10 protein-coding genes and 1 pseudogene are annotated in these 14,889 nt (G+C 42.7%); all 11 read right to left on the bottom strand.

Going from position 1 to position 14,889, the window contains the following annotated elements; translation table 11 throughout:
- Positions 1-22: 22 nt before the first annotated feature.
- The 11 genes and pseudogenes from Z042_RS13190 to Z042_RS13145 all read right to left on the bottom strand — a co-directional run bounded on the left by Z042_RS13190 (position 23) and on the right by Z042_RS13145 (position 14,887).
- Positions 23-2,131 carry an ATP-binding protein gene (locus Z042_RS13190; RefSeq protein ID WP_167336760.1) on the bottom strand — a complete coding sequence of 703 codons (2,109 nt, stop codon included), beginning with the start codon at positions 2,129-2,131 and terminating at the stop codon, positions 23-25.
- 158 nt (positions 2,132-2,289) lie between these two features.
- Positions 2,290-2,388 (bottom strand): annotated as a pseudogene (locus tag Z042_RS25075) (IS1 family transposase); the annotation flags it as partial.
- Positions 2,389-2,626: 238 nt separating this feature from the next.
- Positions 2,627-3,688, bottom strand: a complete 1,062-nt coding sequence (locus Z042_RS13185; RefSeq protein ID WP_024913616.1) for a TcdA/TcdB catalytic glycosyltransferase domain-containing protein — start codon at positions 3,686-3,688, stop codon at positions 2,627-2,629.
- Positions 3,689-3,768: 80 nt separating this feature from the next.
- Entirely contained in the window at positions 3,769-4,092 is a 324-nt protein-coding gene (locus Z042_RS13180; RefSeq protein ID WP_024913617.1) for a Pvc16 family protein, read from the bottom strand.
- 1,110 nt (positions 4,093-5,202) lie between these two features.
- A complete protein-coding gene (locus Z042_RS13175; protein WP_206187725.1) occupies positions 5,203-5,451 on the bottom strand; it encodes a LysR family transcriptional regulator in 249 nt (82 codons plus the stop codon).
- Positions 5,452-6,436: 985 nt separating this feature from the next.
- The gene (locus Z042_RS13170; RefSeq protein WP_024913619.1) at positions 6,437-7,810 is read right to left on the bottom strand and encodes a contractile injection system tape measure protein; all 1,374 of its coding nucleotides are present in this window, start codon (positions 7,808-7,810) and stop codon (positions 6,437-6,439) included.
- A 123-nt stretch (positions 7,811-7,933) separates the two neighbouring features.
- Positions 7,934-8,815 carry a tail fiber protein gene (locus Z042_RS13165; protein WP_024913620.1) on the bottom strand — a complete coding sequence of 294 codons (882 nt, stop codon included), beginning with the start codon at positions 8,813-8,815 and terminating at the stop codon, positions 7,934-7,936.
- Between the two features lie 53 nt (positions 8,816-8,868).
- Positions 8,869-11,736 carry a hypothetical protein gene (locus tag Z042_RS13160; RefSeq protein WP_024913621.1) on the bottom strand — a complete coding sequence of 956 codons (2,868 nt, stop codon included), beginning with the start codon at positions 11,734-11,736 and terminating at the stop codon, positions 8,869-8,871.
- Positions 11,729-13,960 carry a baseplate J/gp47 family protein gene (locus Z042_RS13155; protein WP_024913622.1) on the bottom strand — a complete coding sequence of 744 codons (2,232 nt, stop codon included), beginning with the start codon at positions 13,958-13,960 and terminating at the stop codon, positions 11,729-11,731. The genes Z042_RS13160 and Z042_RS13155 overlap by 8 nt, the downstream gene beginning before the upstream one ends.
- A gap of 91 nt (positions 13,961-14,051) precedes the next feature.
- Entirely contained in the window at positions 14,052-14,468 is a 417-nt protein-coding gene (locus tag Z042_RS13150) for a hypothetical protein (protein WP_024913623.1), read from the bottom strand.
- Complete coding sequence (locus tag Z042_RS13145; protein ID WP_024913624.1) at positions 14,465-14,887, bottom strand: GPW/gp25 family protein; 423 nt, start codon at positions 14,885-14,887, stop codon at positions 14,465-14,467. The genes Z042_RS13150 and Z042_RS13145 overlap by 4 nt, the downstream gene beginning before the upstream one ends.
- Positions 14,888-14,889: the final 2 nt, after the last annotated feature.

The following is a 14,889-nucleotide window of genomic DNA, read 5'->3' as shown; positions in this document are numbered from 1 at the left end:
TGGATCTGTTAGAAAATATAACCTACAGTGTTAGTCGACCCATTTTGGCTAATTCACGAGCGAGCGCTGTTTCAATATAGCTATCAATGATCTCCTGATTTTCATTTTCACCGGCAAAGAAGGAGGCTAGCAGAGCAATGTTCCTGATATTAGCGCCGGTGATATTTGCCCGTTTCGCTAATTTTTCAAAATCAACATCCGGTGCAATCCTGATATTTTTTGGCCATATTACCTGCCACATTTTATGTCGCACTGCTTCATCCGGATAAGTAAATCGTGTAATAAAGGTGAAGCGACGATTGAAAGCACTGTCTAAATGACTTCGATTGTTGGTAGATAAAATCACCAATCCCGGATAGCTTTCCAAGCGCTGTAATAAATATGACACTTCAATATTAGCATGTCTGTCGCGCGCATCTTTAACTTCACTGCGTTTGCCGAATAGTGCATCTGCTTCATCAAAAAATAAAACCCCGGAATCCAGTTCTGCCAAATCGAAAATACGGGAAAGATTTTTCTCCGTTTCACCGATATATTTACTGATCACTGTTGAGATGTCTACTTTAATTAGATCTACCCCAACAGCATTCGCAAGTACTTCAGCAGCCATGGTTTTCCCCGTTCCAGAATCACCGTAGAATAAGGCGCTAATTCCCGTACCGTAGCCAACCTTATCTTTGAAACCACACGCGAATACTTTTTCACGATATTTAATTGCGGTTAAGATTTCTTGCAATTGTTGAATAATATTATCTGATACCAACAGATCGCTTAAAGTACGCTTCGGTGTAATTCTTTGAGCCAATTGGCCAAAACTCTGCTGAGAGCGTAAATTCAGTGCTTTGCGAATGTCACACTGCTGCAACATATCTGAGGGATCTCGCTGCTGTTGGTAAAGCTCGGCTTCTTGCAAAATAAGCGGCAAACTTTCCGGGTTAAAGGTATAGCGCTGACTTAAACTTACCAGATCAATATCCGGCGAGCTGTGTTCTGGTAAATGAGTCATTAATAGTTGAACCTTGTCCTCATGAGTAAAGACCGGCATATCTATCAACAGTGTTGCCACCTTTTTTAGCCGTAGCGGCGGTGAGTGTGGCTCAACCAAACAAACAACCCTCAATCCTGGCTGGGCTAATAAATCGGATAAGTAATTGAGAAATGATGAACTCTTCTCCTTCAATAAATTCATGTTTCGTAATATACTGCCAGCCCCCCGCATACGCGATTCTCGTAATATGGAATTTAATTGCATCAATATTATATCGTCATTGCTTTCGACGAACTTTCCAATATCGACCACCAACGTCTGTCGATTTTCTGATGCAAAAATATTCGCCACTGCATATGCTCTGGCATTGCCCTCCACTCCTTGTAGTAACACCACAGGGCGAGGTTCAATATCCTCAGTTAAAAGTACCGGCCCCAATACCTGTTTTAAACTTTCCGGATAGTCAGGAAGTGTTGGCAGCCTATGCCATTCAGCGCATTGTGCCAGTGCCGGTGCCAGATAATGATGCCCGAGTAAAAAATGATAAACACCACTGTCGGTAATAAACTGGGTTTGACTCCACGCCTGGGTTTCTTTATTACCCTCAATCGTGAGTAGCAAACAACAAAGCAAGGGTGAGCGATGTAAAAAACTGGCTTGCTGTGCCCATTTTTCCATTTCTGAACGGCAAAATAACGTTAATGCCAATGAAAAACTGGGCAACTGGCTTTGTTTTTCACCTTGAAGTAAAGAAAACAAACCATAATAGCGGCTATCAAAATGAGGCAATAAACCCAGTAATAGAGTATCTCGCTCAAAATCAGTTAATTCAAAGCGATCAACCAGTTCCGTGAGGCCTCCTGCGACTTCTGGGGATTCAGTGTTTTGAGCCTGTTTTATCAGCAGTTCGTCCTTCACCCAATGGGGTCTGCCAAGAGGCTGATTGACTCGCGCCAATACCTCTGATTCGCTTAACAAAAACTCATTATTCAGCCCATTGCGTGGCCCCTTGTAAGCATAATAATAACACTGCAGGATCAGATCTATCCTTTCCAACTCACTAAATAATAGAGATAATTTATCACAGCATTGTTGGCTGGCTCCTGACTGTAATATTGAAGATATACTTATGTTTTGACTCATTCTGGGATACTCTTTAGCAGAGGTTAAACCTAATGGTTTCCAATGGGGCGGAAAGCCGGTAAGCAAGAACAATCAACATATTTAAAAACAACAGGTTATAACCAGAGAATGGTTAATGGCTGCTGTAATCACTTAAAACTGATCGTGTATTCAACGCTTCAAATGTAATACTCGTGTTCAATGAAAGAGCCGATGATCCTGTCGTGCATGTCGGATGATTTTGAATACCCCAACGCCTTACGATTAAGGCGTTTCAGTCAGTTACGCATACTGATATTTAGTTTGCACCAGTAGGTCGTTTTCGGATGTGGAGAGTGCGTGTTTTAAGCCATTCACCTGCTGCAAAATAATCTTCTGGCTTTCTGGCAAGGAATTAAACGCGGACCGATAGAGCGTATAAGCAGGCTCACCCGAACCCTGCGCGGTTTGTTTATTTACAAATTCCGTTAATGCTTGTTTGAAGATGATTAGTTCGAAAGTTGTGGATGTCTCAGACTACTTGTTCTCTTTCGTACTGGTACTGGGAGTATTCCAGGAATTATCGCCGCCATTAGTAACATATTTGGACAACTCACGTATCGCTTCATAAGGGTGTGAAATTTTCTTTATTTCATCAGGTGTCAATAAAATTTTTCTATTTCTCCACGCGCATTTTTTTTCCTGTTCTAAATACGTCATTTGGTGGTTGAGAACCCTAGGATGCATTTCTGGAATCATCTGATAGATTGCTTTAGTAAAAACATCAGGTCCAGCCAGCTTAAAGATGTCTGTCTCTCCACGCTGATAATTTTCCACCGCCATTTCCAATGTTCCGATAATTATCGGATTGTCTTTTGTTGCTGCGATTGGCGTATTAGGGAACGCTATGGTTTTATCCAGGTTCTTCGTATATTCTTTCTTAACGCCAATCCCCTTCGGAAAGGCCAGAGACCCAAAGCCTTTCTCTTGCTTATCATCAATATCTTTATAAATCCCACCTTCGTATTTTAAAACTAACAATCTTAAAAGATCGCTGGCTTGTGCATACTTCCCATCCAAAATGGCATTTTCATAGTATTTGAAAGAGGACTCTTCCTTCATGTCATGAAAGTAGCTTTTACTTTTTAAATCAATAAGCGTAATGTTCTTGCCTTCGAATTCTTTAGCCATAGAATCTTTAGCATCGCTATATCCTTTAATTCTACTGTCATAAATAATAGTGGTATTATAATCAGGGTTTTTCTCCGCCGTTTCGATAGACAATTTAATGTTTTCTTCTTTAATTTTTTCGGTTCCAATCCATATCATATGAATGACTTTATTGATTTGTTCAGGAGGCCATTTAGTCTCTAGCTCCCCTATCATTTTAGTAAAACATTGTAACCGTTTAGACTTTCGGCCTGATATAATATCCCAAATCCGCATGAAGGGATTTAAGCGCGGCCAAGGGGTGGCCGGCCGCTCTCTCTCTCTAACAGGTGGTAAAACATTGGCGGTCCGTGGAAACTGGTTAGTGTTACCTCTTACGTTTTTTTCTGATTGTGTTTCTTTTTTCATCGGCTCACTGTAGTTAGGCATAAAACTGTCCTCAGGATAGGATTTATTCAAGACTGATTTTTGAAAGACACTTTGTACAAGCGAAAATAAAGCGGCGAATTTTATAGAACGGATATAACCTGGTTGTCGGGCTGACTGTCCGGGTTGCCGGCATCCGTGGCAGGGCCAGTTGATTCCCAATAGGTAATGAGGTAGTTGCACTTCACATTGACCCAACCGGGTGACAACCGACCCGCGCCGGCATTAAACCCGCGGGATTCTGCAGTACGCAGTTGCAGATCTTCGTGGATATCATAAAGAAACACGCTTACTGTGGCATGCACATCCGGTAAATCAAAGCGGATAGCCACAGCCTCATTCACATAAGCGCGCAGCATCTTCTCCATCGCGTTATTCATGTCGACCAGCGTTTGATCATTAGACATACTCATTCCTCTGCATTAATTGCAATTGCACACCATCACTGTGCGTGATGCGTTGTTCGCTCCAGCTGTTCAGAAGGAGGCTAGCAGGGCAATGTTCCTGATATTGGTGCCAGTGATATTTGCCCGCTTCGCTAATTTTTCAAAATCAACATCCGGTGAAATCCTGATATTTTTTGGCCATATCACCTGCCACGATTGAGGCGTTTTAGTCAGTTACGCAGCGTCAGATTTTCACGTTCAATATCCACACATCCAAAGTCGGAGATTTTACACTGCAATCAACATATTGAATACTTGATCCATGGAGCTTATTAAATAAAGTCACTGTTGATGTAAAATTCATATAAGAACAACGCTACCGCCCCAAAATTTAAAAAACTCATTTTGTATTTGATTTTCATATATAGCTAGACATCATCATTAATTTTACAAATAACCAACTCTAAGTACATCGCTGATGATGCAATTTGCATCATTAGCAACTTGCACTATAAGCAATAATTTTTTCTGCAACGTATATACTGATTGCTAGGACATGCAACCCTTAATTCATGAACAGTTTCATTTATTATAAAAGAAATAAAAAGCATTCGACATCTAAATTTAAAAAAACTAAAATACCGAAAAATTAAAATTAGTTCAAATGGAACTAAAAATTCCAAACATTGAAAACATTTTTTCATTATCGGAACTTTTTCAGCTTGAGGAGAGTTTGACAGATATATTATCGAAACTAAAGATAGGGATATCGGCTGAAGCTGGGGATATGTCTTAGGATAGATTGTTGTTTCTAGTTTCTTGGTACTACACCTTGCATTTCAATTAGTTATCCATCTGGCACAGAAAAATAACAGCAAGCAAAAAGACCATTTGTAATTAAAGGATATAGCATCGATTGAAATGTTAGCTAAGGCAGTAATATAACCGTCGTGTAGTGGCGCGAAAAATATTAGCCCTTACCTCTCTGAGCAACTACTATGCTTAGAGAGGCAATAAAGTACCCATATGGATTAAAGTATTAACTGGTGCCATTTAATATACAAGTCTAACATAACAAATTCAATCCATATTTATCTATTTTCAATATACAATGTGCGTGATACAGTATTTTCAATCACTCCTCACACCCCTATTTTTTTTATAAAAACATTCTAACTCATTTAATTTTAAGTAGATTTCAATCAGATCATTATATAACTGCAAGCCGTCTTCAGTTAATATCAATCCATTTTTCTTCCTGATGAATAACTTCACACCTAATAAACCCTCAAATTTTTTCAAGCTCCTACATATTGGTGATTGTGTAATAAACAACTCCATTGAAGCCTTATTTAATGACTTAACTCTTGCCACAGTCATGAAATTCAAAAACTCCTTTGAAATGAACATAATAAACCCCTTTTTTATTAAGTTTATTCCTTGGCTTTATACGTATTTATTAAAATGTATTTTTTCATATTTGCTATTTATTAAATATTTTTTATCAACGTGAAAAATCAATATTGCAATATGAAAAAGGTCTTAGTTCGACCTAATATTTATTTACAGTTCACTCACTTCTACTGTTGAGTTTTACTGCCAACCACTTTAAGCTATCCAGATGTGATCTTAGGCGGTTTACTATAGTAATTTTTTTCAAAAGAATCACATTGCCAATAATGCAACTTGCATTTTAAGCAATTTATTTTAATTAATAAAAAGTAAAAGTCATTAATATGATCACTGAAAACAGCCAAATATGTTAAGCAAAAACACACCTACAGTGAAAAAACAGGATAAATCTTAAGTCCAGATAACACTGAAGTTAAATTGAGCATTATCGTAGTCACATCATGATATATCTACTGCTGTGATGCTTGATAACTCAACCATTCACTAAACCTCTCAAAATAAGATAAAACTAATAAACCCTCCATGCTACTTGACTTACTGAATTAATAACTCCCCTCGTTTATAAAAATACTCCAACTTATAGAATTTATTAAATAGCATGATAGTCCTATTATATAATATCGTCATCTGTTAGAATTAACCGCTGTCTTTTTCTAACAAATAGTTTCAAACTAAGTGAATATTCTAGCTTTTCAAACCTCTAGATATTGGAGATTTTATGATGAAAAGTTACCCCGAAGCTTTTTCTGATGACTTTACTCTTACAACAGTAATGAAATTTAATAATTCCTTTGAGATGAACACAATCCCATTTTACAATCGCTACTCTATTTATTTTAACACCTATAAAAATAACACCAAAAATTGGCAATCACTATAAATCTTAGAAATTGGCCACAAGATTGTGGATATGAAAATACTTTTAGCCATCGGTGATAGTTATCTCTACAGGCTATAACCATCGAATAGTCAAAGGTTGCTGTAGCCAGTTAAAACAGACCATGTTCATTGGCCATGGCCAGTTATAAATCAGTGCGTCATAAGCTTCTGGAGTAACATGGATTGCTATCCCAACCTCCCCCCAATTTATTTCCCCCGATCGTTGTAAAAATAGCTTACGAATATCTGCACTCCCCATTTTTTCCCATTCCGGGAATTGCTTTAGAGTTTTTCCCAACCATTCGTTTATCAAGACCTTTTTTTCCGCTTCCGGAGCACACCACGCAGCTTCAAAATGAACGGGTAATCCGCATATCACTTTATTTAGAGGTAGCCGCTCATCAGATATATCGTCATCCCCCCAGACAAGCCAATCAAGTAAACATACGGCGTCTACCTGTGTCTGCTGATTGATAAACACCTGTTTTTCTAGCAAACTAAAAATGTTAAACAACGTTGGCAACAGAGGCCAAAAAATAAGACTTCCCGCATTACTTACCGGCAAAGTATATCCTAATTTTGGCATTCTATCTCTCCCTACAGGTTGAATAGTGGTTTTTGCAACAGACCATGCCGGCGGTTTACTTCCTTTGGGTATCGTGACAGGTTTTTTAAAATAGTGCTCCGCCGCTGTAGTCAAGTGTGCAGACGCGACCATTGATACATGATTAAGTTGCTCTGCTATAGCTATGGATGACCCCAGGTTATTTTCAGTCAATAAGCAGCAAAGCGCCTTCTGTTCAGCCTGAGTAAGAATTACCGCCAAACGTCGCCGCCCTAGTGGTTGTAAACAGTGCTTTGCCAGCATGGGTAACCATTGCTGGGGTTGACGCTGAATCTGCAACCAGAGATCCTGCGTATTAAACGGTGATTCTTTATTATTTAAGCGAGGGATGTTATTTGATAGCGTTGACCAAACTCCCTGCTGTAAATAATGCTCCACTGCGGCCATCAGTGACGGTTCGCCAGTAGTAGTTGTTTCATGAGGTATATCCGCTACAGGTTGCACTGACGGATCCGATATTCTATTTTCCATTAGTGGGCGTTCATATCTACGGGTTTGGTAGGAGCCTGTTTTTCCCAATGGGGATTTTGGTATTGTCCCATAATAAATCGACAATGCTTTTTCCAATGTGGAAGTTAATTTATCCACCATCTGGATTTCAAATAGATTATACTCAATCACTCCGACGTCCAGAACAATACGGCTTAGGGATAAATCCGTATTCAGGTTTAATATCAACTCTTGTAATTTTTTCGATATGATTTTTTTTTCAAATAAATATAAACATTTTTCTATAACTTTATTTCCATCACAATCTGACACTTCAATGACGATAGTGACTTTGCCAATAAAACCACTATCATATAAGCCAGGATTCACCATGTAATCCTCTGAAAAATAACTATTAAATAACTAATAGATGAGCGCTAGTCTTTAGCGCTCTCCGTCAAGATTAATTATATTTTTTGCTAGCTAGTTTCAATTAATGCTACACAATAAAATAAATTACAGTTTGATGATAAAAGCGAGAATATAATATGGAGGAACCACATTGGTAGTGTGATTATGACTTACCTGACTCCCAGTGGCGGTATGATCATGCGCCAGCCCTGAGCCAACTGCCTGTGTAAACGTCGTCTTAAAACTGGGCGTGAGCCCATTCCTCTCGTATAAAGCTTGCCCACCAGTCCCTTCTTTCCCCGCCGATTTAATTTGGTGGGTGTGCGACGGTATCTGCGCTATCGTTAGAGCTCGGCCATTAACATTAACGGTAACACTAGGTGCTATTGAGTTTGAGTTAACCAAAAATTGCTTGTTTGCATTCACCTTGCTACCATTAGTTTGGTTGTTATCGGTAAGTGTTGTCGCACCCAGTATAAATCTATCCCGTAAATCCGGCCTCCCCACAGTACCATCACATAAAGCCCATCCAGTCGGCATAGTCGTGCCAGAAAACATCAGAATCATCCCTGGACGAAAAGCGAATTCATCTTTTATACGAATGCCATCAGATGTGACTTCCATTCCTCTGCCTGGCTTTACAGAGATACCGTTTGCATCAACTAGTACGCCACCATTTGTTTTCAGCGCCACCGATACACCAGCATCAGTTACTGTTAATCCACTGTTGGTGTTGAGCTTCACAGACAAACGCTCTCCACTACCCAGTTGTAACCCTACACCAGGCTTTCCCTCTTGCCAGGGAGCCAGACCAACGGCTTTACGACCAACATCTGCAATATCAATTAATTTTTCAAAATCCGTTTGCAGCGGAATACTGCCCTCTTTAAATCTTTCTTTTAAACTATCCGTTTCAGGCCCGACTACCGCCCGGCCAGTTAACGTTTGCTTTTTTTTGCCAATAATTAAACGACGAGTCTCTTTCATGATTAACTCCATAAATAGGATTGATAGAATATAATTAAATGATGAGCTTATTGTTAACTTTCTTTTGGCACATAGAATAATTCATTCTGGATTATCTTGTCTGTGTTCCATTCGGTTCCGCTGCTACCGATAACCTCAATGCCCTGAGCCGGTGTGGCTATTCGCATAGTGCCAATACCGGCAAGGCCTGATGGTAACCTTCCCAGCGTCAAAGCTTCCAAAATAGAATAAGAAGCATCACCTAATGGATTCCCATTATTTTTCCAACGCTGATAAGTGCTGCCAAAGTTTAAAAACTGATCGCTATCCATCCAATGGATGATCATAGAAATATGCGCAGGAAACTCAGTGAGGATAATATCTTTAACCCACTCTTCCAATTTATATGGATCGACACCTGGCATTGTAATCAACTCACTGTTGACCACTACGCTAATCACGAATGAGAAACGGTCGGTACGCTCATATTCATCGCCTGAGAAATACCAACTGTAACGCCAGTCATCTCCAGGGAGCGGGAAATCCAGAGTGGATGTCTCCAAACGTTCAATAATCAGCGTACCTTGGATACGATCAAAACTGATGACCTTCGCGTAAAGCTCCGGTGTTACTTCCCGGGTAATGCTGACCAACCCAAGGTTATTGGTCAACGTAATTTCGGTTCCCACCCTAATCATGGCCGGGAACGGCGTCTGGGCTGTTCGGGTTAACCGCCGCTGGTTATCCGGCAGTTTTACTCCGTCTTGAGTCTGGTCACTGGTATAAGCCAAGCGATAACTCATATCTTCCAGCCACACCAGGCTATTTTGCCAGCGCAACTTGCCAGCCTCTGCTGCGCTCATCACCCGCGCTGAGTTATATTCTAACTGCGCGCTGTTGCTCATATTCAACCAAACGCTGTCCACTTGAGTTTTGACGATCATTTGGCCACGTAAAATAAACTTGTTCTCACCGGCCTCGCCCTCATACAGAACCAGATTAACCACTTGGCCAGGCGTTAACTTATCACCAATGCCAGTCTGGGTAATTATCAGATGACTCTGTCCATTTTCATCATCTTGAACCTGTACCGAGTCTGGCTGTTGCTCATCATCAAACCGATCGTTGGGTTTTATCGGCAGCAAGGCGCGGTGTTCGATCAGATAAAAAGGTAACCGACTTAAATCTGGCTGTGGTTTAAATAACTCCCCCCCTAATCCCATTCGGGCAGCAATACGCTTTTGTAACGGCGATACTTGATCGATACAAATATTATCGCGGTGGTAGGTTAATTCCGTTTGCTGCGCCAGATAGCCCTGCTGCACCGCCAGAAAATCATTGGCTTCAGTAGTAAACGTGTGGGGTGCCCGTTGCGTAGCAAAATAACCCAACAGGTAATTGATGATATTCAGTTCCTGATCGGTATCTTGCGCAATGTCCCGCAGCCATTCTTTTACCCCTGCGGCATAAACTTGGTGGGCTTCGTCGTTCACAGAACCTGCTTTAAATGGCCACTGAGTTCCCCATACCTGGGTTCCTGAACGTTGAAAAGCCAGTAGCTGCGGCAACATTGCCAACTGCTGGCAACCGTTAGCTAATAGTTGCTCAAAGGGCAGCATAAACTGATGCAACGCCAATACCCGTGAACAATCTGGATCAGCCAATGTCTGCAATGAATGCTGTAATTCGTAGCATGGGGGCAAAGTATCACTAACCGGATGGTAACTGCCCACATCACGGTGCTGTCCGTAATGTAAGGTAACCGGCGCATTCTGGATCATTTCAACCGGAGGGAGACAGTTAATAATATCCTGTTCACGGACAGTAACGCTAATCCCCCCTTTTGCAATCACCCGAAGCGGACCGTCTTGCTGTGCCAATAGATGGACAGGATCTGCGCCCCACAGTTGTGGATAACCTCCGGCAGCTATTTTCCATGACCAGGTATCATCCACAACCGGGGTGATTTTATTTTTATCGTAATCCCCCCCCAATCCCATGCGGGTAATATTTTTGATGCCGTCAATGTCCAACAAGACATTAGCCAGCCGGCTCAGGTTTAGCGTAACACCCTGAGTATAGTCTCGATCGGCTGCGAGCTTCGGTATCCAGCCGTATTTCAACTGCGGCCCTTCAAAAATATCATCGTTATTCATGCCCTGCTGCTGCAATGATTCGGTACTGTAACGCAGCGCTCTAGGCATCAAAAACTGTTCTACCGCGCTATAGACGCTGGCAAAGATGCTGGCGATATTCTGCGTATCGTCTTCCAGTTCAATATCCAGTAACAGTGGAAAATCAACCGGTTCCAACCAGATTATTTGGCTGACGGATTCACCAATATTACGGTTTTCCGTCAAAAATACACTGAGCTGTTCTTTCGTCGCCGCAAGATCGCGCTGAGTTTGCCGGGTAGGCTCCAGATAGAGCCAGTAATTCCCCCGCAGGGTTAACTTTGTAGCATCATCAGTGCCAATAAAGCTGTATTCTCTTTTCTCTGCGTCATACCAATAGGTATATCGCTCATTTTCCGGCTCACGTACCCATTGCACATTGCGGAATAAAAAATCGCCATCATCACTGGCGTTTTCTACCGGCCAATCGTTGCTGTGTAAATCCAGTAACGCTTTTCGATAATCATCAGCCGTGATTGGGCCACAGGTCAGTGCCCGGTGCGGGCCAAATTCGCGGGGGAAAACGCCCTCTCGCTGCTCAGATACTGCAGGCGTCAGGAGGTCTTGCAGCGGTAGCGTATGACGATAGGCTAAATCTGAGGCGCCGTAACTAAACCCTTCCAACATTGTCACGCCCGGATCATGCTCCGCAGTGTCCGTCCATAGCTTTCCGCTCTGATTTTCTACCACCTGATGCGCCTGGTTTAGCAACGTATCAAAATGAATATCCTCTTTTACCAGGTGAAACAGTGTGTCTGGATTACTCATATTTTGCTCCTCGCCGTTGCATCAACTCATTTTCTGCCCAAACCAGTATCAGCACTTCATTATCTTTTGCTTCCACCGAAGTTGTGTCATTGCTACTAACATCCACACCATCTCGACGTAGTATCAGACTGGTCACTCTTTCGACTAACGGATGTTGCTGCATAGTTGCCAGCAACTGAAAATAGCCAATATTATTGTTCATCATGACCGACCGTTGTTCATCGACACTCCAGGGCATATATACCTCACTCAGGCGTTGTCGGAGTTGTTGATAGCCGAAATCCGGGTTAACGCCTGATTTGAAAATCAGTTGATAATCGATATGCACATCAATATAGGTCGGGTTAGCCACGATAATTGAGGCCCAGAGCGAGTCCCGCTGTTCCAACCAGTCGGCCATTTCCGCCAGACGAGCCGGATTGAGCAGCGGACGCAAAAGGTCATCGCTGTCGTTATAACGGTTAGAGGGGATCACCGTCAGTTGTTGATGTTCCAGCGCAGGAACCCGGGTTAATTCATCATGACGGGGGTATTTAACATCGAAAATGCTGACATAACGTTGCTTCAACAACGTAGCCATATTGCCCCAGGTTAGTGCTCGGTTGCGGTGTGAGAGGCGTTGAGCCCCACGTGTAAAGAACTCAGAATAAAGTTCAGCCATACATCCCCCCCAAGATGACCAAGGCTGAGTGACAGAAGACACCACCGGGATAGGTTCAACGGGCCGCTGGATAGTCTCAGCGGGTAATGCTTGTAAAAAATGGCTATCACTGATGACATCAGCGTTAATTAACGTCGCCGTCATTGCATTATAAATCACGCCTTGTAACCAAGGAGTATTTCTCCAGATACCTTGCTGATCGGGTATACTAACCCTCCCTTTTAACCAATAACGCCCCGTCGGCATCTGACCGGCTTGATTAGCCGCGTCTGCGGGCAGCACCACACTCCAGAGACCATCCTGATACAGGTTTTGAGTTTCATCATCCACCCAGGCGTCCAGCGCGGCCCACTGATTATCCTTATTCAGATAAAACCAAGCCACGGTAGGCTGAATAGGCGTTTTTAATTTCCAATACAATGATAATGTTTGGCTAGGTGTAACATCTGCAAAACCTAAATAAAGTGAAGCTCCCGTCTCCAGCGCCAACTCATCATTGCGGCTGTAACCAAAGGGGGTTAAATAATAGGAATCGAAAGGGGCATCCACCGCAGCTACACTGTGCACATCATGCTGACTATCCGCGTCAATTGCAGGAAGTTGCTCAACCTTGACTGCCGTTACCATTGGCAGTTGTTGGCCTTCTGCTGCCTGTAAGCGCAGTATTGGTTGTGCAAATGCGAGACTATCAAGATTATCTGGCGCAGTAATGGCCGGATCCTGATCGGAAAGCGTGAGAGTGACCGTTGCTGAAACCACCTCTGGCGTTAAGGTTAACCAACGATCGCCGCTGCTAATGTGTATTGATGCGAATGTAGACACCTCAACGTTCCGGGCAAAAGTTAGCGTAATCTTTCTTTTTCCCTCCTCCATCGCCAGCAATGCCGCCGTGAGCAGTAAGCCACGGTCTGCGGACCGATCGTCCGGTGTTTCACTGAATAATCGTATGCCGGTAGCAGGTAGCTCCACCTGCTCTCGGACATCCAAAGGCGCTGCAATTATCCACCCTTGAGTTTCATTTCGCCGTAACCAACGCAGATCGCAGAGATACCCGCTATTGGCCAATAGATTAGCATCTAATCCGTAGTGCAATGAATTGCCTAGCTCATCCTGACCCGCCTCAAATAAGGTGCCTTTAGCCAATAATTGTGCACTCACTGTGGGATTCAGTGCAATAGACAACGCCACCCGATCGGGATTGGCTGGCCGGGAAGATAAACCTAATAAATCCCGGTAATAAAGATTTCGGTGAGCAGCCGGCAACGAATTCAATAATGCTCTAGGCGTTTCCAATATCTGCAAAATAGCCAACATAAAAGCTTGATGAGGGGGGTGTGTTCCATCAGCAGCCGTTTCTGCCTGATAGAGTTTCGCTAATTCTTCAGGAGCATTGTCCAATATAAAGAAAAACGCATCCCAAAAAAAACCTTTATCATCAAAAGGAATTCTATGTGTATATTCTTTAATAAACTCAAGCAATGTTAAACTACTTCGGTCATCTAATTTGAAATCAGAGTCAGGTACTAAATCTGACAACTTATTGCTTAGCGCGATCAATTCCATAATATCACCTGTGTTTTCCGAGCACAGAGAACCCTCAGCGAATAAATAACTATTCACTCCATTTGCATTGCCGTTTAATCAGGCGATTAACTTAGTTCACAGTGGCAAAGCTTTGTTGGGTAATAAAGCGTCCTTTCCCCAATGACGTCAGGACCGTATCTGGCACCTGGTTGGGGCTCTTGGCTGGGTTCCCCATCGTAAACATTGCGGTAAATTGCTGCCCTTTGACAATTAAGACGCCTCCACTGGTAGACTTGAGAGCCTGTTGACTGCTATCCAACATACTGATCTTGATAGTTCCGGTTCCTGGAGTAGGGAATGCTGCGCTGAAGTACGTCGCCTGGATACTCACCCGTCCCTCATCACCCAAGATGCACAATTTTTTTCCTTTGACCATTGCGTGGCCTGTACCCGTTATTGTTCCAGGACTGACAACGGTTACCGTACGATCACCAAATTGAGGATCAAACTGCAGCAAATCACCGTCCACAACCATTGTTTCGCTCATGCGACCTCCGCAGTTTGTCCCTCACTCAGGGCAAGTGTCCCCTGAATTTGCTGGTTAATTTCACTGCCCCGCAAGCGATAAGCAACCCGAACCTGCAAGGTGTTATTCTGATTGGGAGCCTGACTGACTTGAATATCCGTCATATCCGCGCGGGGTTCATAACGTAGCACGCTGTCCTGGATCCGTGACTCAATTTCGGCTATCAGTTCATTGCGGATGTTTTCAAACATAACGTCATTCAATCCGCAGCCATAATCCTCACGCATCAGACGCTCTCCTTGTTCGGTACGAAAGAGAATCTGCAAACTTTGCCGAACATCTTCTGCACCTTCAGCCATCTCCACCCCCTTATCCAGAGAAAATAGCGGGGGAAACGCCCAACCTCGGCCATAGAGTTGTGTCAGTATTTGATTTTCCATTT

The organism is Chania multitudinisentens RB-25 (assembly GCF_000520015.2).
Lineage (GTDB): Bacteria > Pseudomonadota > Gammaproteobacteria > Enterobacterales > Enterobacteriaceae > Chania > Chania multitudinisentens.
The sequence above is the reverse complement of the archived record's forward strand: the minus strand, read 5'-3'. Positions and strand labels throughout refer to the sequence as shown.

Coding starts and splice junctions, on each gene's coding strand:
- Z042_RS13145 (WP_024913624.1), bottom strand. CDS start 14,887: ATGGAAAATCAAATACTGACACAACTCTATGGCCGAGGTTGGGCGTTT.
- Z042_RS13175 (WP_206187725.1), bottom strand. CDS start 5,451: ATGACTGTGGCAAGAGTTAAGTCATTAAATAAGGCTTCAATGGAGTTG.
- Z042_RS13185 (WP_024913616.1), bottom strand. CDS start 3,688: ATGCCTAACTACAGTGAGCCGATGAAAAAAGAAACACAATCAGAAAAA.
- Z042_RS13190 (WP_167336760.1), bottom strand. CDS start 2,131: ATGAGTCAAAACATAAGTATATCTTCAATATTACAGTCAGGAGCCAGC.
- Z042_RS13180 (WP_024913617.1), bottom strand. CDS start 4,092: ATGTCTAATGATCAAACGCTGGTCGACATGAATAACGCGATGGAGAAG.
- Z042_RS13165 (WP_024913620.1), bottom strand. CDS start 8,815: ATGAAAGAGACTCGTCGTTTAATTATTGGCAAAAAAAAGCAAACGTTA.
- Z042_RS13160 (WP_024913621.1), bottom strand. CDS start 11,736: ATGAGTAATCCAGACACACTGTTTCACCTGGTAAAAGAGGATATTCAT.
- Z042_RS13150 (WP_024913623.1), bottom strand. CDS start 14,468: ATGAGCGAAACAATGGTTGTGGACGGTGATTTGCTGCAGTTTGATCCT.
- Z042_RS13170 (WP_024913619.1), bottom strand. CDS start 7,810: ATGGTGAATCCTGGCTTATATGATAGTGGTTTTATTGGCAAAGTCACT.
- Z042_RS13155 (WP_024913622.1), bottom strand. CDS start 13,960: ATGGAATTGATCGCGCTAAGCAATAAGTTGTCAGATTTAGTACCTGAC.